This window comes from Microbacterium sp. NPDC012755 (assembly GCF_042901325.1).
Classification (GTDB): Bacteria; Actinomycetota; Actinomycetes; order Actinomycetales; family Microbacteriaceae; genus Microbacterium; species Microbacterium natoriense.
In genome coordinates, this window is sequence record NZ_JBIBCT010000002.1 from 197,654 (window position 1) to 214,236 (window position 16,583).

General features: G+C 69.9%; 14 protein-coding genes. 7 read left to right on the plus strand and 7 right to left on the minus strand.

Annotated elements, in window-relative coordinates; all coding sequences use genetic code 11:
* Positions 1-34 precede the first annotated feature (34 nt).
* On the plus strand, positions 35-1,957 hold the full coding sequence (locus tag ACFY5A_RS18110) for a transcription antiterminator (RefSeq protein ID WP_223586165.1): 1,923 nt from the start codon (positions 35-37) through the stop codon (positions 1,955-1,957).
* Between the two features lie 3 nt (positions 1,958-1,960).
* On the opposite strand, the gene ACFY5A_RS18115 is transcribed toward ACFY5A_RS18110, so the two are convergent.
* Genes ACFY5A_RS18115 through ACFY5A_RS18125 form a run of 3 tightly spaced genes read right to left on the minus strand, consistent with a single transcriptional unit; the run spans position 1,961 to position 4,747 of the window.
* A complete protein-coding gene (locus tag ACFY5A_RS18115; protein WP_387236327.1) occupies positions 1,961-2,227 on the minus strand; it encodes an HPr family phosphocarrier protein in 267 nt (88 codons plus the stop codon).
* Positions 2,228-2,246: 19 nt separating this feature from the next.
* The gene (locus ACFY5A_RS18120; RefSeq protein WP_387236330.1) at positions 2,247-3,917 is read right to left on the minus strand and encodes a phospho-sugar mutase; all 1,671 of its coding nucleotides are present in this window, start codon (positions 3,915-3,917) and stop codon (positions 2,247-2,249) included.
* The gene (locus ACFY5A_RS18125) at positions 3,914-4,747 is read right to left on the minus strand and encodes a purine-nucleoside phosphorylase (protein WP_105675320.1); all 834 of its coding nucleotides are present in this window, start codon (positions 4,745-4,747) and stop codon (positions 3,914-3,916) included. Before ACFY5A_RS18125 ends, ACFY5A_RS18120 begins: the two co-directional genes overlap by 4 nt.
* Before the next feature lie 48 nt (positions 4,748-4,795).
* Between ACFY5A_RS18125 and ACFY5A_RS18130 the strand changes: the two genes are divergently transcribed.
* A complete protein-coding gene (locus ACFY5A_RS18130) occupies positions 4,796-6,250 on the plus strand; it encodes an NAD(P)H-quinone dehydrogenase (protein WP_181155917.1) in 1,455 nt (484 codons plus the stop codon).
* Between the two features lie 65 nt (positions 6,251-6,315).
* On the opposite strand, the gene ACFY5A_RS18135 is transcribed toward ACFY5A_RS18130, so the two are convergent.
* Together ACFY5A_RS18135 and ACFY5A_RS18140 are read right to left on the minus strand one after the other, a co-directional pair.
* Positions 6,316-8,082: a biotin carboxylase N-terminal domain-containing protein gene (locus ACFY5A_RS18135; protein WP_105675316.1), complete on the minus strand. Its 1,767-nt coding sequence runs from the start codon at positions 8,080-8,082 to the stop codon at positions 6,316-6,318.
* A 77-nt stretch (positions 8,083-8,159) separates the two neighbouring features.
* On the minus strand, positions 8,160-8,798 hold the full coding sequence (locus ACFY5A_RS18140) for a Maf family protein (protein WP_341942559.1): 639 nt from the start codon (positions 8,796-8,798) through the stop codon (positions 8,160-8,162).
* 23 nt (positions 8,799-8,821) lie between these two features.
* Here ACFY5A_RS18140 and ACFY5A_RS18145 point away from each other — a divergent pair, with 23 nt between their 5' ends.
* The 5 genes from ACFY5A_RS18145 (at position 8,822) to ACFY5A_RS18165 (ending at position 14,489) form a co-directional block, all read left to right on the plus strand.
* Positions 8,822-10,048 (plus strand): TRAM domain-containing protein, encoded by a 1,227-nt coding sequence (locus ACFY5A_RS18145; RefSeq protein WP_341941706.1) that lies wholly within the window; start codon positions 8,822-8,824, stop codon positions 10,046-10,048.
* Between the two features lie 44 nt (positions 10,049-10,092).
* Entirely contained in the window at positions 10,093-10,755 is a 663-nt protein-coding gene (locus tag ACFY5A_RS18150; protein WP_386954791.1) for a response regulator, read from the plus strand.
* Positions 10,745-11,980, plus strand: coding sequence for an ATP-binding protein (locus ACFY5A_RS18155; RefSeq protein WP_341941708.1), 1,236 nt, complete (start codon positions 10,745-10,747; stop codon positions 11,978-11,980). The genes ACFY5A_RS18150 and ACFY5A_RS18155 overlap by 11 nt, the downstream gene beginning before the upstream one ends.
* Complete coding sequence (locus tag ACFY5A_RS18160) at positions 11,977-12,987, plus strand: hypothetical protein (RefSeq protein ID WP_223586168.1); 1,011 nt, start codon at positions 11,977-11,979, stop codon at positions 12,985-12,987. Before ACFY5A_RS18155 ends, ACFY5A_RS18160 begins: the two co-directional genes overlap by 4 nt.
* 302 nt (positions 12,988-13,289) lie before the next feature.
* A complete protein-coding gene (locus ACFY5A_RS18165; protein WP_341941709.1) occupies positions 13,290-14,489 on the plus strand; it encodes an ROK family transcriptional regulator in 1,200 nt (399 codons plus the stop codon).
* A 233-nt stretch (positions 14,490-14,722) separates the two neighbouring features.
* On the opposite strand, the gene ACFY5A_RS18170 is transcribed toward ACFY5A_RS18165, so the two are convergent.
* Both ACFY5A_RS18170 and ACFY5A_RS18175 read right to left on the minus strand, forming a co-directional pair.
* Complete coding sequence (locus tag ACFY5A_RS18170; RefSeq protein ID WP_341941710.1) at positions 14,723-14,944, minus strand: acyl-CoA carboxylase subunit epsilon; 222 nt, start codon at positions 14,942-14,944, stop codon at positions 14,723-14,725.
* The gene (locus tag ACFY5A_RS18175; RefSeq protein WP_181155916.1) at positions 14,944-16,533 is read right to left on the minus strand and encodes an acyl-CoA carboxylase subunit beta; all 1,590 of its coding nucleotides are present in this window, start codon (positions 16,531-16,533) and stop codon (positions 14,944-14,946) included. The genes ACFY5A_RS18170 and ACFY5A_RS18175 overlap by 1 nt, the downstream gene beginning before the upstream one ends.
* Positions 16,534-16,583 lie beyond the last annotated feature (50 nt).

The following is a 16,583-nucleotide window of genomic DNA, read 5'->3' on the forward strand; positions in this document are numbered from 1 at the left end:
AGGGCCGTCACCCGCGAGTGAGGATCGGAGGAACATGTCGCGCCAGCGCCAGGACCAGCTCCTCACCACCCTGCTCCGTCATGACACCTGGGTCACGGCGGCGAGTCTCGCCGATCAGGTCGGCGTCACCCCGCGCAGCATCCGCTCCTACGTGGCGGCTCTCAACGCGAGAGTCACCGGCGCGGACGCCGTCGAGTCGGGTCCCGCCGGCTACCGGGCAGGGGCATCCGCACGCGATGCTCTCCGCACCCGCACGGGCGCCGAGAGCACCCCACGGCATCGCCTGCACGCCGTGGTGCGCATGCTCCTGGACGACGCGGGCGGAATCGACGTCTTCCAGGCCGCAGACCGGCTGCACGTCAGCGAGGCGACGCTCGAGGCCGATCTCACCAGGGTGCGCGGCCTTCTCGACGGTTCAGGGCTCTCCCTGGAGCGGGACCGCGAGCAGGTGAGGCTCCGCGGCTCGGAGGAGGCGCGGCGCCGCCTGATCAGCAGGCTCGCCCACGACGAGTCGGATGCCGCGTCCTTCCATCCCGAGGTGTTCCGCACCGCGCTCGTCGGCAACGCGGTCGACGCGAGTGCCGTCGGGCCGTTCAAGTCCGCGCTGGTCGACGAACTGGGAGCGCTGGGCTACTTCGTCAACGAGCTCGCGATCTCCGACGTGCTGCTGCACATCGCCATCGCGGCCGACCGCGTCGCGGCGGGGCATGCGCTCGCCGCGGAGGCGGAAGGGGTCCGCGACGAGATACCCCAGGTCGGGAGAGTCCTCGCCCGCCTCGCCGAGGAGCACTTCGGCGTGCCGCTCGGCGACGGCGACAGCGCCCACCTGGCCTCGCTCGTGCTCACGCGCGTCGTCGCACCCGGCGACACGGCCACCAGAGACGTCGCACGCAGCGGCGTCGAGCCGCGCGTCGAGCGGGCCGTGCGCGAGGAGCTGCAGCGGGCGGCATCCGAGTACCAGCTCGACCTCGTCGATGACACCTTCGTGCTCCGGCTCGCGCTGCACATCCAGAATCTGCTCCGCCGCGCCGAGACGCAGGCGCTGTCGCGGAACCCGCTCACGCGGTCGCTCAAGTCGACGTATCCGATGATCTTCGAGGTCGCGGTCTCGATCGCGAGCGGGCTGCACGACCGGGTGGGTTCGCCCATCCACGACGACGAGATCGCTTACATCGCCATGCACGTCGGCGGGCGACTGGAACGCAGCCGTGCGGCGGCGTCGATCCTCACCGCGACCATCGTCTGCCCCGGCTACTACGAGCTGCACGAGCTGCTCCGCTCCAGTGTCGACCGGTCGCTGGGGTCCTCGATCGAGGTGACCAGCGTCGTGACCAGCGTCGACCCCGACTGGGCGTCCTTCGGGACCGACCTGGTGCTCAGCACGATCGAGCCGGGGATCGCGGGGGAGCGGTTCGTCCGCATCCACCCGTTCTTCTCCGACACCGACGCCGAACGCGTGCAGCAGGCGGCGGCGCGGCTGAGGAGAGCGAGGCGTCTCAACAGGCTCCGCGAGGAGCTGTCGCGCTACTTCGACGCCGAGGCGTTCGTGCACCCTCTCCCCGACGAGGGCGAGGAGCAGATCATCCGCCGCCTCGGCGATCGGCTCGTGCGCAGCGGACTGATCGGCGAGGACTACGTCGAGAACACGATCGTGCGCGAGCGCATGTCGTCCACGGCGTTCACCGACGCGCTCGCCGTCCCGCACGCGCTGCAGATGACCGCGACCCGCACCGCGATCGCGATCGGCGTCGCCGACGGATCGGTGGCATGGGGCGACGGCCGCGTGCAGGTGGTCGCCCTCGCCGCGTTCAGCGAGAGCGACCGCGCTGCATTCCAGACCGTGTTCGAGCAGCTCGTCGAGGTCTTCAGCGAACGCGAGAGCGTGCAGAGGATCGTCCGCAGGGGTACGACGTTCGAGTCGTTCCTCGATGAGCTCGTCTCCGTCATCGACGGCTGACGGTCACCGATCTCGAGGGTCGAGCACGGCCGCCATCGAGTCGAGGAGAGCGGCGGATGCCGGGGCATCCGCCGTCTCCAGCTCGACGACGTCGCCCTCGCCGAGGGCGAGGTCCATCACCGCGAGCACACTGCTCAGGTCGGCCTCCGCGCCCGCAGCCGTGCGGACGATCACAGGGTGCGCGGACGACATCGCCAGCCGCGCCAGCTCGGCCACAGGGCGCGCGTGGACGCCGTTGTGGGCGCTGATCGTGATCCGTCTGGTCTGCATCGTCACCACCGTCGGCAGCTCAGGAGCGGTCTCCGAGCAGCGCGCGGACTCCCGCTTCGAGGTCGGCGACGGCCTGCGCCGCCGCGTCGGCGGTGTCGCCCTTCGCGTCGATGTACACCTTGAGCTTCGGCTCGGTGCCGCTCGGGCGCACGATGACGCGCGACCCGTCGGCGAGCCGGTAGCGCAGCACGTCTCCGGAGGGTGCCCCCGGTGCGGCCAGGAGCAGGTCCTCGGCGGAGGCGATCGCGTGCGAGCCGATCTGGGTCGGCGGCAGGGTCCTCAGCGAGAGCATGACGTTGCCGATGACGGAGAGGTCGTCGACTCGCACCGACACCTGGCCGCTGGCGAAGTGCCCGTAGGTCTCGCCCAGCTCGGCGAGGAGCGTCGCGATGGTCGCACCCCGCTCGCGCGCCTCTGCCGCAAGGCCGAGGATCGCGATCGCCGCGGAGATGCCGTCCTTGTCGCGGACGGTCTCCGGGTTCACGAGGTAGCCCAGCGCCTCCTCGAATCCGAACGCGATCCCCGGTGCGCGGGAGATCCACTTGAACCCCGTGAGCGTCTCATGGAAGTCCAGTCCGTGATGCGCCGCGATGGCGCCGAGGCCGGGGGAGGACACCAGCGAGCACGCGAGGGACGCGCCGGGCGTTCCGGCCGCCGCGCGTGCCGCACGGGCGCCGAGCAGCAGCCCCACCTCGTTGCCGGTGAGGCGACGCCAGCCGCCCTCGGCGGTCTCATCGGGGATCGCGACGGCGAGGCGATCGGCATCCGGATCGTTCGCCAGGATGAAGTCCGCCTGCACGCGACGTGCACGCGCGAACGCCAGATCCATCGCGCCCGGCTCCTCCGGGTTCGGGAAGGACACCGTGCGGAAGGTCGCGTCGGGGTCGAGCTGCTCGCCGACCACCATGGGCTGCGGGTAGCCGGCGACGCGGAGGATGCGCGAGAGCGTCTCCCATCCGACGCCGTGCATCGCGGTGTAGACCCAGCGCAGGCCGATCGCCGACGAGGGCGCCGGAGCGACGGCCGCGGTGGCCTCGACATACGCCGTCACGACGTCCTCACCGGCCGTCTCGTACGCCGACGACCGCGGAAGGGCCTTCACGTCGCCGGCATCCGCGATCCGCTGGATGTGCGCGGCGATCTCCGCGTCGGCGGGGGCGACGATCTGCGATCCCTGATTCCCGCCGCCCAGGTAGACCTTGTAGCCGTTGTCGTTCGGCGGGTTGTGGCTCGCCGTGACCATGACCCCGGCGTCGGCGCCGAGGTGGCGCACCGCGAAGGCGAGCACGGGCGTCGGCAGCAGACGGGGGAGCAGGATCGCGCGCAGGCCGGCCCCGGCGAAGATCTCGGCGGAATCCGTCGCGAACACCCGGGAGTTGCGTCGGCCGTCATAGCCGATCACGACGGTCGGCGTGCGGCCATCGGCCTTCTCGCGCAGGTACGCGGCGAATCCCGCGGCGGCCTGGGCGACGAGCACCCTGTTCATCCGGTTGCTGCCCGCTCCGAGCTCGCCGCGGAGCCCTGCGGTGCCGAAGGCGAGCCGGGCGCCGAAGCGGTCGGCCAGGTCGGCGGCTGCCGCCTCGTCGCCGCTCGCGGCGCGGGTGACGATGCCGGCGAGCTCGTCGCGCGTCTGCGCATCGGGGTCCTGACGCAGCCAGGCACGGGCCGTGGCGAGAAGCTCCTCGCTCATAGCGCCTCGATGACGTCGGCGAGCAGCTTGGTGATCACCGGCTCGGCGAGCTGACCGGCTTCGATGACCTCGGCGTGGCTGAGCGGCGTCTTCTGGATGCCGGCGGCCAGGTTGGTGATGAGGGAGAACCCGAGGATCTCCATGCCGGCCTGGCGGGCGGCGATCGCCTCGAGGGCGGTGGACATGCCGACGATGTGGCCGCCCATGTGCTTCGCCATCTGCACCTCGGCGGGGGTCTCGTAGTGCGGACCGGTGAACTGCGTGTAGACGCCCTCGTCGAGGGTGGGGTCGATGGTCCTGGCGATGTCGCGCAGACGCGTCGAGTACAGGTCGGTGAGGTCGACGAACGTCGCACCCTCGAGAGGGGAGTCGGCGGTGAGGTTGATGTGATCGCTGATGAGCACGGGCTGGCCGGGCTTCCAGGTCTCGCGGATGCCTCCGGCGCCGTTGGTGAGGACCATGATCTTCGCCCCCGTGGCCGCGGCGGTGCGGACGGAGTGGACGACGCGACGGACGCCGTGCTTCTCGTAGTAATGGGTGCGCGCGCCGATGACGAGGACGTTCTTGCCGTCGGGAGTGCGGATGCTGCGCAGGGTGCCGACGTGGCCCTCGAGGGCGGGCTTGGAGAAGCCGGTGACCTCGGTGGCCGGGATGGTCGCGACCGTCTCGCCGATGATGTCGGCGGCCTTGCCCCATCCGGAGCCGAGGGTGAGGGCGATGTCGTGCTTCTCGACGCCGCTCAGCCGCGCGATGTCGGCGGCGGCGGTCGCCGCCACCTCGAACGGGTTCGCGGTGGGGTCATCGAGGGGGTTGCTGTGAATCTCGGGCATGGATCCACTCTAGGAAGGTGGAGGGCTCCCCGCCAGGATTGCGGAAGAATGGATTCCATGTCTTCCACCACTTTCGAGCGCACTCAGCGCGTCGCCGTTCTCGGCGGCGGTCCCGGCGGCTACGAGGCGGCTCTCGCCGCCGCCCAGCTCGGAGCCGAGGTGACACTGGTCGAGCGCGTCGGCGTCGGAGGATCCGCCGTCCTCACAGACGTGGTCCCCTCCAAGAGCCTGATCGCGACGGCCGACGCCGCCGTCGCCATCTCCGAGGCCAGCGACCTCGGCGTGCAGTTCTACGCGAAGGGCGAGCACGGCAAGCCGCTCAAGCCCGAGATCGCGATCAACCTCGCCGCCGTCAACAAGCGGCTCATCGCCCTCGCGGGCCAGCAGTCCGAGGACATGCGCTCCACCCTGCTGGAGGCGGGCGTCCGCATCCTCTCCGGCCACGGTCGCATCGAAGGAGCGAACGCGATCGTCGTCTCCACCGGTCAGGGCGGAACCGACTTCGACCGCGTCGAGGCCGACACCATCGTGGTGGCGGTCGGCGCCTCTCCCCGCGAGCTGGACTCGGCGAAGCCCGACGGCAAGCGGATCCTCACGTGGACTCAGCTGTACGACATGAAGGCGCTCCCCGAGCACCTCATCGTGGTCGGCTCCGGTGTGACCGGGGCGGAGTTCGCCTCGGCATACATGAACCTCGGCGCGAAGGTGACGCTCGTCTCCAGCCGCGAGCAGGTGCTCCCCGGTGAGGACCAGGATGCGGCGCGCGTCCTGGAGAAGGTCTTCAAGCGCGGGGGGATGCAGGTGCTCTCCAAGGCGCGTGCCGACCGCGTCGAGGTCACGAAGGACGGCGTGACGGTCACGCTCTCCGACGGCCGCACGGTCGACGGCAGCCACTGCCTGATGGCGGTCGGCTCGATCCCCAACACCGCGGGCATCGGGCTGGAGGACGCGGGGGTCGAGCTCACCGAGTCCGGTCACGTCCGGGTCAACAAGGTGGCGCGCACGTCCGTGCCCAACATCTACGCGGTCGGCGACTGCACGAACTTCTTCCCGCTGGCATCCGTCGCCTCCATGCAGGGCCGCACGGCGGTGTTCCACGCGCTCGGAGACATCGTCATCCCGCTCGAGCAGATCAAGATCACCTCGAACATCTTCACGGCGCCGGAGATCGCGACGGTCGGGTTCTCGGAGAAGGACGTGGAGGACGGCGTCGCGGACGGCCTCGTCTACAAGCTGCCGCTCGCCGCGAACCCCCGCGCGAAGATGATGGGCATCAAAGACGGCTTCGTCAAGCTGATCGCGCGCAAGGGATCCGGCACCGTCATCGGCGGCGTGATCGTCGCGCCGAAGGCCTCAGAGCTGATCTACCCGATCGCTGTCGCCGTCGAGCGTCGCCTGACGGTCGACCAGGTCTCGCGCGTCTTCGCGGCCTACCCCTCGCTGTCCAGCAGCATCACCGACGCGAGCCGCGCGATGCACCTGGTCAACGCGAACATCACCTGAGCGGACCGACGCCGGCACGGAAAAGGCGCCCCGCCGGAGCGGGGCGCCTTTTCCGTACCGGTGGCTCAGCTGATCGTGAGCAGCTGGTGCCCTGCGGAGACCGTGGCGCCGGCATCCGCGTTGATGTTGCCGACGACGCCGTCCTTGTGGGCCTGCAGGGGCTGCTCCATCTTCATCGCCTCGAGGACGACGACGAGATCGCCCTTGACGACCTGCTGCCCCTCCTCGACCGCGATCTTGACCACTGTGGCCTGCATCGGGGACTTCACCGCGTCGCCGGAGGCGCCCGCGTTGACGGTCGTGGAGTGGCTGCGGCGCGACGGCGGAACAGCCGCGGGGCGCCCTGCCGTGCCCACGGCGGCGGCGACACGGTCGGGGAGGCTGACTTCGAGGCGCTTGCCCCCGACCTCGACGACGACCGTGTGGCGCCCGCTGGTCTCGGCCAGCGGCTCCAGCTCGCCGTCCCAGGCGGGGATGTCGTTCACGAACTCGGTCTCGATCCAGCGCGTGTAGACGCCGAAGACGCCGTCCTCCGCGGTGAAGGCCGGGTCGTTCACGACCTTGCGGTGGAACGGGAGGACCGTGGGAAGGCCAGCGACCTCGAACTCGTCGAGAGCACGGCGCGAGCGCTCGAGCGCCTCGGCGCGGTCCTTGCCGGTGACGATGATCTTCGCGAGGAGCGAGTCGAAGGCACCGGAGACCGAGTCTCCGGCGGTGACGCCGGAGTCGAGGCGGATGCCGGGGCCGCCGAACGTCTTGAAGACGTGGATCGGGCCCGGCTGGGGGAGGAACCCGCGACCGGGGTCCTCGCCGTTGATGCGGAACTCGATCGAGTGGCCCTGGGGCTCGGGGTCGTCGTAGTCGATGGTGCCGCCGGCGGCGATGCGGAACTGCTCGCGCACCAGGTCGATGCCGGTGACCTCCTCGGACACGGGGTGCTCGACCTGCAGGCGCGTGTTCACCTCGAGGAACGACACGGTGCCGTCGGCGCCGATGAGGAACTCGCACGTGCCGGCGCCGACGTAGCCGACCTCCTTGAGGATCGCCTTCGACGACGCGTACAGCTGGCGGTTCTGCTCCTCGGTGAGGAACGGGGCCGGCGCCTCCTCGACGAGCTTCTGGTGGCGGCGCTGCAGCGAGCAGTCGCGAGTCGAGATGACCACGACGTTGCCCTCGGCATCCGCGAGGCACTGGGTCTCGACGTGACGCGGCTTGTCGAGGTACTTCTCGACGAAGCACTCGCCGCGGCCGAAGGCGGTGACCGCCTCGCGCGTCGCGGACTCGAAGAGCTCAGCGACCTCGTCGAGCTCACGGGCGACCTTGAGGCCGCGTCCGCCGCCTCCGTAGGCCGCCTTGATGGCGATGGGAAGACCGAACTCCTGCGCGAACGCGATGACCTCGTCGGCGCCGGACACCGGACCGGGCGTGCCGGGGGCGAGCGGTGCGCCCACCTTCTCGGCGACGTGACGTGCGGTGACCTTGTCGCCGAGCGCCTCGATGGCCTCGGGGGACGGGCCGATCCAGGTCATACCCGCGCCGATGACGGCGCGCGCGAACTCGGCGTTCTCGGCGAGGAAGCCGTAGCCGGGGTGCACGGCATCCGCTCCGGCACGGCGCGCGATCGACAGGATCTTCTCGATCTGCAGGTAGGTCTCTGCGCTGGTGGCTCCGCCGAGGGCGTACGCCTCGTCGGCGAGCCGCGTGTGCAGAGCATCCCGATCCTGGTCGGCGTAGACGGCGACCGAGGCGATACCGGAGTCGCGTGCGGCGCGGATGATGCGTACGGCGATCTCGCCGCGGTTGGCGATGAGAACCTTGGCGATATCAGGCATGCTTGCCAGCCTAGCGAGAAGCCCGCCGATCTATTTGACGACTCTCCACAAGAAAAGACGAGAAACGTGTCGGGGTGCTACGACCACAGCGAGGTCCACGGCACGTCCAGCTCGGCGGCGAGGCGTCGCACGGTCGACAGCGACATGCCGACCACGGTCGACGGGTCGCCGTCGACGCGGGTGATGAACGCACCGCCCAGGCTGTCGACGGTGAACGCGCCCGCGACGTGGAGGGGCTCTCCCGTCGCCACATAGTCCGCGATCTCGGCATCGGTGATGTCGTCGGCGAAGGTCACGGACGCCTCGGCGACCGCCGTCGCCTCCGTCGGCACCACGCCGGGAGAGACCCGGTACACGGAGTGGCCGGAGTGCAGGATGCCGGTGGCGCCGCGCATCTCCCGCCAGCGCCTGGTCGCCTCCTCCGCCGTGTAGGGCTTGCCGTAGACGCGCCCGCCGAGCGCGAACATCGAGTCCCCGCCGATCACGAGCCCGTCGAACCCGCCCTCGGCGGCGAGCCGGTGCGCGACGTCCGCGGCCTTCGCCCTGGCGAGGAGGAGCACGAGCTCGGCCGGAGGCAGCTCCGCACCGCGCTCGGCGGCTGCCGCTGCCGCGACCGCGTCCTCGTCCACGTCGGGAGACAGGGTGAGCGGCTCGATACCCGCCTGACGCAGCAGCATGAGGCGGGCGGGGGAGGTGGAAGCGAGGCAGACGCGCATGTCCACCACCGTATCCTCGAAGAATGACATCTTCCGCAGGACCGCTGCTCGATCTCGACATCACGGGGATCGCTCACGGCGGCACCTTCATCGCCCGCCACGAGGGCCGCGTCGTGTTCGTCTCCGATGCGATCCCCGGCGAGCGGGTGCGGGCGCGGCTCGACCCCTCGTCGACCGACGAGTCGCGCAGCTTCTGGCGCGCGGAGACGGTCGAGGTTCTGGAGCCGTCGGAGCATCGCCGACCGCACGTGTGGGCAGAGGCCGACGTCTCGCGCGACCCCGACGACCGTGCAGGCGGCGCGGACCTCGGCCACATCGCCCTGCCGCACCAGCGGACCCTGAAGAAGCAGGTTCTCGCCGAGGCGCTCGACCGGTTCGCGGGCGGTGGTATCGAGGCGCCCGAGATCGAGGCCGTCGACTCCGGCGACGGCACCGGCTGGCGCACGCGGGTGAGCCTGCACGTCGACGACGACGGCATCGTCGGCCCCTACGCCGCGCGCAGTCACCGTGTGATCCCCGTGTCATCCCACCCCCTTGCGCGGCCGGCGGTCGCCCAGGCCGCTCTCGCGCTCCAGGGTGGCAAGCCCGGCCGCATCGATCTCGTCGAGCCCGGCGACGGGCGGGTGCGGATCATCCGGCACGAGGACTCGGGGCGGATGCCGCAGCGCGGACGCCGCCGCGACCCGGAGGTCGTCTACGAGACGGTCGGCGACCGTCGCTTCCAGGTCGACGCAGGCGGCTTCTGGCAGGTGCATCCGCGTGCCGCATCCGTGCTCGACGCTGCCGTCTACGGAGTGCTCGACGGACACGTCGACGAGGCGTCCACGCACTACGACCTCTACGGGGGCGTCGGGCTGTTCGCGGCGACACTGGGCGATCTCGGCGCCACCGACGTCGTCACCGTCGAATCGAGCAAGAGGGCCACCGCCCACGCCAGCGAAAACCTCTCGAGCATCGACGCCACCGCCGTCACCGCCCGAGTCGACCGCTACCTGGCGTCGCTCCCCTCCAACGCGAACGCGGGCGCCGTCGTGCTCGACCCGCCGCGCGCTGGCGCGGGCAGGGCGGTCGTCGACGCGCTGCACGCGCTGGCGCCCGACGCCATCGCCTACGTCGCATGCGATCCGGTCGCCCTCTCGCGGGATCTCGGCACGTTCCGGGGTCACGGATGGACCGTCTCCACGCTGCGCGCCTTCGATCTCTTCCCCCATTCCCACCACTTCGAGGTGGTCGCTCTTCTCACTCGGTGACACGAGACCGTAAAGCATCTGGACGAACTCAGTAGGCTGGACGGATGAGCAGGGTCGCACTCATCGATGATCACGAGTCCGTCCGCCTCGGACTCGAGGCGGCGTGCGCGCGCGACGGCGAGCAGACGGTGGTCTTCTCCGGCAGCACGGTCGCCTCGTACCTCGACTGGCGTGCGGCCTCAGGAGAGGCGCCGGCGGATGTCGTCGTGCTCGATCTCACCCTCGGAGACGGCACGACCGTGACCGAGAACGTCACGGCGGTCGTCAACGACGGCGCGAGCGTGGTCATCCACAGCGTGGCCGATCGGCCCGCGGCTGTGCGGGAAGCGCTCTCCGCCGGAGCTGCGGGAGTGGTGAGCAAGTCCTCCGCGCTCGACGACGTCCTCGACGCGATCCGCACGGTGGCGCAGGGCGAAGCGCTCAACAACGTCGAGTGGGCGAGTGCGGTCGACGGGGACAGGGACTTCGCCGACGCGCAGCTCTCCTCCAGAGAGCGCGAGGTGCTGCGCCTGTACGCCACCGGTCTGCCGCTCAAGGCGGTCGCCGAACGGCTGGGCGTCGCATACTCCACCGCGAAGGAGAACATCTCGCGCATCCGCGTGAAGTACGTCAGCGTCGGGCGCCCGGCTTCGACGAAGGTCGATCTGCTCCGGCGCGCGATGGAGGACGGAATCGTGGCCGCCGGCGGTGCGCCGAGTGCCGGCTGACACGCTCAGCATTCGCGAAGCCTGGAGCAAGATCCCTTCTCCCGGCGGGGCCGAGACCGGCTTCGAGAGGTTCACGGGCAAGCGCATGGAGCGCATCCTCGCGACCGTGGCCGCGATCGGCTCCGCCGCGCTGGGGGTTCAGGCACTGATCGCCGCGCTCGCATCGTTGTCTCTCCCGGACGCTCCGCAGGTGGCGATGCTGCTGGTGGTCTTCGTGCCGCTCATCGCGATGCTGATCGCCTGTCTGATCGGACGCGGAGTCCGCACGACATCGGGCATCTTCGCGGTCGCCTACGTGCTCGCGCTCGCCGTCTGGCCCGTGGTCGTCGACCAGCGGATCAAGGTCGCCGCGGAGCAGCCGTGGATCTTCTTCCTCGTCAACGTCGGAGTGGTGGCGGCGATGCTCGCGTTCCCGCTCTGGCTCCAGTTCACCTGGGCCGCGGGGATGCCGTTCGTCTACGGCTACGTGCGCCTCGTGCAGGGCGAGTTCTCTCGGGAGTTCTGGGTGACGACCGCGTTCGATGTGTCGTTCACGCTGATCCTCGGCATCGTGATCATCTCCCTCGGCTGGATGTTCCGCTCGGTGGCCTCCGGCGTCGACGACGTCCGCGGGCGGGCGGTGTCGGCCTATGCCGCGGCCGCAGCGGCAGCCGCGGCGGAGGAGGAGCGCGTGGCGATGTCCGCGCTCATGCACGACAGCGTGCTGGCCGCACTGATCGCCGCTGAGCGCGCGGAGGGGGAGCGCGCCAAGGATCTTGCCGTCGCCATGGCTCGGGAGGCGCTCACGAGGCTCGCCAACACCGAGGCGGCCGTCGCCCAGGAGGGCAGCGACGAACCGGTCGCCGTCGCGCAGATCGTCGCGGAGCTGCGCAGAGCCCTCTCCGAGCTCGGCGCCGATGCGATCGTCGAGGAGCGCGGCGGCATCGGGCTCCTTCCAGGGCGCGTGGCACGGGCGCTCGTCCTCGCCGCGAGGCAGGCGCTCGGCAACTCCGTCACGCACGCGGGCGGCAGGGGGCTGCACATCATCGCCGAGGGGCGCGGGGACGAGGGGATCCGGGTCACGATCAGCGACAGCGGCCCGGGGTTCGACATCGAGGCGATCGGGGCCGACAGACTCGGCATCCGCGCGTCGATCCTCGCGCGCATGGCCGGCGTCGCCGGAACCGCGTCGATCGACTCCGGTGAGGCCGGCACGGTCGTCACTCTCGGCTGGGAGCGCTCATGAACCGCACCGTGCGCAGTGTGGCGACGCTGCTCGCCGTCGGCTTCGCGATGTACTTCGCTGCCAGGGGGGTGTGGTGGATCGAGCAGCCCAGCGCGCCCCTGCTGATGGTCGCCGCGATCGCGGTGTACCTCGTCGTCGTGAACATCGCGATCCTCTGGGGTTCGGCCACGACCGTGCGGATGCCGCTCTGGGCGGGTGTCTCCGCGGCGGTGTCGAGCTTCCTGATCCCGAGCCTCGCCACCCATTCGCTGGACGCCGCCTACCGCACGGCCCCGTTCGCGACGTGGTACATCGGCGGCATCGGGCTGCTCGGCGTCGTCTGCATCGTCCGTCGACGCTTCCTCATCGGATGGATCACGCTGCTGGGGCTCGTCGTGGTCTCGTCGATCCATCTGGGTCTGCTCGTCTCGCTCTCCCTGGGGCTCGTCGGGTCGATCATGTGGGTCGTCGTGGCGCGGCTCCTCGTGCTGTTCTGGGATCGGGCGATCCGCGACACCGAGAGACTGGCCGACATCCAGCAGGCCGTTTCCGCATGGCATGCGACCCAGCAGGTCCGTCAGCGCGAACGGCGGCTTCGCACCCAGTTCGCTCTGGCCGTCGCCGGTCCGGTGCTCAGCCGCACGGTGGCCGCGCACGGCGACCTCACGGAGGAGGAACGCCTCGAGGCGAGGCTGGCCGAAGGGCGGCTCAGGGATGAGCTCCGCGGGGCGGATCTGCTGAACGACGCGGTGCGCGACGCGATCGCCGACGCTCGGCGCCGGGGCGTCGCGGTGACGGTGTTCGACGAGGGCGGTCTCGACGAGATCGGGGAGGAGCGTCGCGCCGAGATCCGCGATGAGCTCGCCAGGGTGCTCGCGGATGCTCATGCCGATCGCGTCATCGTCCGCGCCGCACGCGACGAGAGAGTCGCGGTGACGGTCGTGGGCCGTGCCAGCGCCGGCTCGTCGAGCGACGACGACTCCGTCGATCTCTGGCACGAGATTCCGCGAGACCCGGCGGCGCGATAACGGCGCCCCCATCTCGGCTCTGATCGGGGGAGGGGGTCAGAGCCGAGAGTGAAGAGAGTGGGCGAGGGGCGGCGAAGCCGCCCGCCCCTCGCCGTTGCGGCCCAGTTACCCGAAAACTGTCCGCTGGTGGCCGATCATCGTCTGTCTACCCTGGGACAGAGAGACCAGCCGAACGCGAAGCGTCCCCCTAAGTCTCTCCCTTCGGGGAAACGTTGTCTGTAGGTATTTTGGGGGACACGAATCGGCGGCGGATGCGGAAGGATAGGACGATGGGCATACGCCGAGGTACGAATCTCCCCCGCATGGGTGACTTCAATCAATCCGTGATCCTGGAGGCGATTCGTCGTTCCGGTGAGGGACTCAGCAGGATAGAGCTCGCCGACGCCACGGGCCTCTCGGCGCAGACGGTGACGAACATCACGCGGCGACTGCTCGAGGATGGTCTGATCACCGAAGCAGGGCGCACGATCAACGGACCAGGGAAGCCCCGGATCACCCTGCGCCTGGTCGCGGACAGCCGCTTCTCGATCGGCATCCACCTGGATCCGGCCGTGATCACCTTCGTGCTCCTTGATCTCACCGGATCCGTCGTGCGCCGCCGGGTCGTCCGGACGCCCGCGAAGGATCCGCGACGGATCGTCGATATCATGGCGCAGGCCGTGGACATGCTGATCGCCGATGCCGGTGTGGCTCGCGAGGATGTCGCAGGCATCGGCGTGGCGGCGCCTGGGCCGCTGGACGCCGCCAAGGGCACCGTCATCGATCCTCCGAAACTGCACGGATGGCACCGGGTCCCATTGCGAGCCGTCCTGGCGGAGGCGACCGGATTCGACGTGACTCTGGAGAAGGACACGACGGCGGCCGCGGTGGGGGAGCTGTGGACCGGCCACGGGCCCGCCGACGACTCGTTCCTGTTCGTGTACCTCGGAACGGGGATCGGAGCGGCCCTGGTGCGCGACGGGGACCCCGCGCGCGGCTCGACGCGGAACTTCGGCGAGATCGGGCACATCATCGTCGACCCCGACGGACCGTCCTGCCTGTGCGGGATGCGCGGGTGCGTCGAGGTGGTGTGCACCCCGCAGGCGATCGTCGAGCAGGCCGAGCGCGCCGGAGTCTTCGTCGACGACCGGGAGGGCAGCGATGTCGAGGCCGTCGAGGCGCGGTTCACGCTGCTGTGCGAGCGGGCTGCCTCCGGTGACGAGCCCGCTCTGCAGGTGCTGCGTCGTGCAGCCGAGCATCTGACGGTGCTGATCGCGGCCCTGACCAATGTCCTCGACGTCGACAGGGTCGTGCTGGGCGGCCCGTTCTGGTCTCGCCTGGCCGAGGTGTACCTGGCCGAGATCCCGACGCTCCTGGACAGGCTCAGCGCCACGAGAGCCGTGCACACGCTCCCCGTGGACGGCACGGTGGTCGGCGATGACGTCGGCGCGGTCGGTGCGGCATGCGTCGTGCTCGACTCGGTGCTCACCCCGCGGGCGTCCGACCTCTACCTGGAGGAGTGACTTCCCCTCTGCCTGGAGGAGTGAACTCCGGCGCGAGGATTTCGACGCGTCCTCTTGACATCAATAACTCTAATCGATGTATTATTGCGTGTACGCCGATCTGGGGAGACCGCGGTATCTGATTCCGCAGTCGATTCGGCGAAAGTGTGTCTGCGTGATCCGTGGGCTGGGGGGCCCGCGGATCCGCAGACTCTCTCATGCGGACGCGGAGCACCGCGCAGGGGATCGCGGGATCACCCCGAGAAGCGCCCCCACGGGATGTCGCGGCGCAACGGCGTGCGCAGCGATCGCTGGGTGCGCGACCAGGCGGAGACGCGGGTCTCCGCCGCGACCGCGGCTTCCTCTTCGCGTGCGTAGGCGTCGCTGACGACCGCGATCAGGGCGGCGAGCTCTTCCTCGGTCGCCGTGCCGTGCGTGATCTCGACGGTCGGCGGCAGCGATTCTGACGGATCCATCACAGCGGGATGTTCCCGTGCTTCTTCGGGGGCAGCTCCGCACGCTTGCCCCGGAGCGCTCGCAGGGCCTTCGCGATCGAGACGCGCGTGTTCGCGGGTTCGATGATGCCGTCGATCTCTCCGCGTTCCGCGGCGAGGAACGGACTCGTGACGCTGTACGTGTACTCGTTCGCGAGGCGCGTGCGCACGGCCGCGACGTCTTCGCCGGCCTCTTCGGCCTTCTTGATCTCGCCGCGGTACAGGATGTTCACGGCGCCCTGGCCGCCCATGACCGCGATCTCAGCCGTCGGCCAGGCGAGGTTCACATCGGCGCCGAGCTGCTTCGAGCCCATCACGATGTACGCGCCGCCGTAGGCCTTGCGCAGGATCACGGTGACCAGCGGCACCGTCGCCTCGGCGTAGGCGTAGATGAGCTTGGCACCGCGGCGGATGACGCCCGTCCACTCCTGATCGGTGCCCGGCAGGTAGCCGGGCACGTCGACGAGCGTCACGATCGGGATCGAGAACGCATCGCAGAAGCGGACGAACCGGCTGGCCTTCTCACCGGCCTCGATGTTCAGCGTTCCGGCCATCTGCGACGGCTGGTTGGCGATGATGCCGACGGAGCGGCCCTCCACGCGGCCGAAGCCGATCACGATGTTCGGGGCGAACAGCGGCTGGACCTCGATGAAGTCGCCGTTGTCGACGACGTGCTCGATGACGGTGTGGATGTCGTAGGGCTGGTTCGCGGAGTCGGGGATGATCGTGTTCAGCGTGCGGTCGGCATCCGTGGTCTCCCACTCGAAGCCGCTCTCATACCCCGGGATCTCCGCCATGTTGTTGTCGGGAAGGAAACCGAGCAGCGTGCGCGCGTAGTCGATCGCGTCGTCTTCATCCTCTGCGAGGTAGTGCGCGACGCCGGAGCGGGTGTTGTGCGTCAGTGCGCCACCGAGCTCCTCCATGCCCACGTCCTCGCCGGTGACGGTCTTGATGACGTCGGGGCCGGTCACGAACATCTGGCTGGTCTTGTCGACCATGATGACGAAGTCGGTGAGCGCGGGCCCGTACACCGCGCCGCCGGCTGCCGGCCCCATGATGATCGAGATCTGCGGGATGACACCGGAGGAGCGGGTGTTCAGGCGGAAGATCTCGCCGTACTTGCTGAGGGCGAGCACGCCCTCCTGGATGCGCGCGCCGCCCGAGTCGAGGATGCCGATGATGGGCATGCCTCCGGTGAGGGCGAACTCCATGATCTTGATGATCTTGTCGCCGGAGACCTCTCCGAGCGATCCGCCGAAGGTCGTGAAGTCCTGCGAGTAGACCGCGACGGTGCGTCCGTGGATCGTGCCGACGCCGGTGACGACGGAATCGCCGTACGGGCGGTTGCGGTCCATGCCGAACGCGGTCGTGCGGTGGCGCACGTACTCGTCGAACTCGACGAAGCTGCCGGGGTCGACGAGGAGCTCGATGCGCTCGCGGGCGGTCATCTTGCCCTTCGCGTGCTGCTTCTCCTGCGCGACCTTTTCGGCGTCGACAACGGCTTCGTTGTAGCGCGCGCGAAGGTCTGCGATGCGGCCGGCGGTGGTCAAGAGTTCGGGCTTTTCCGTCACGATTTCCACCCTAGCGTCGGGGCGGGCATGACCGTTGGATGCTCGCCACA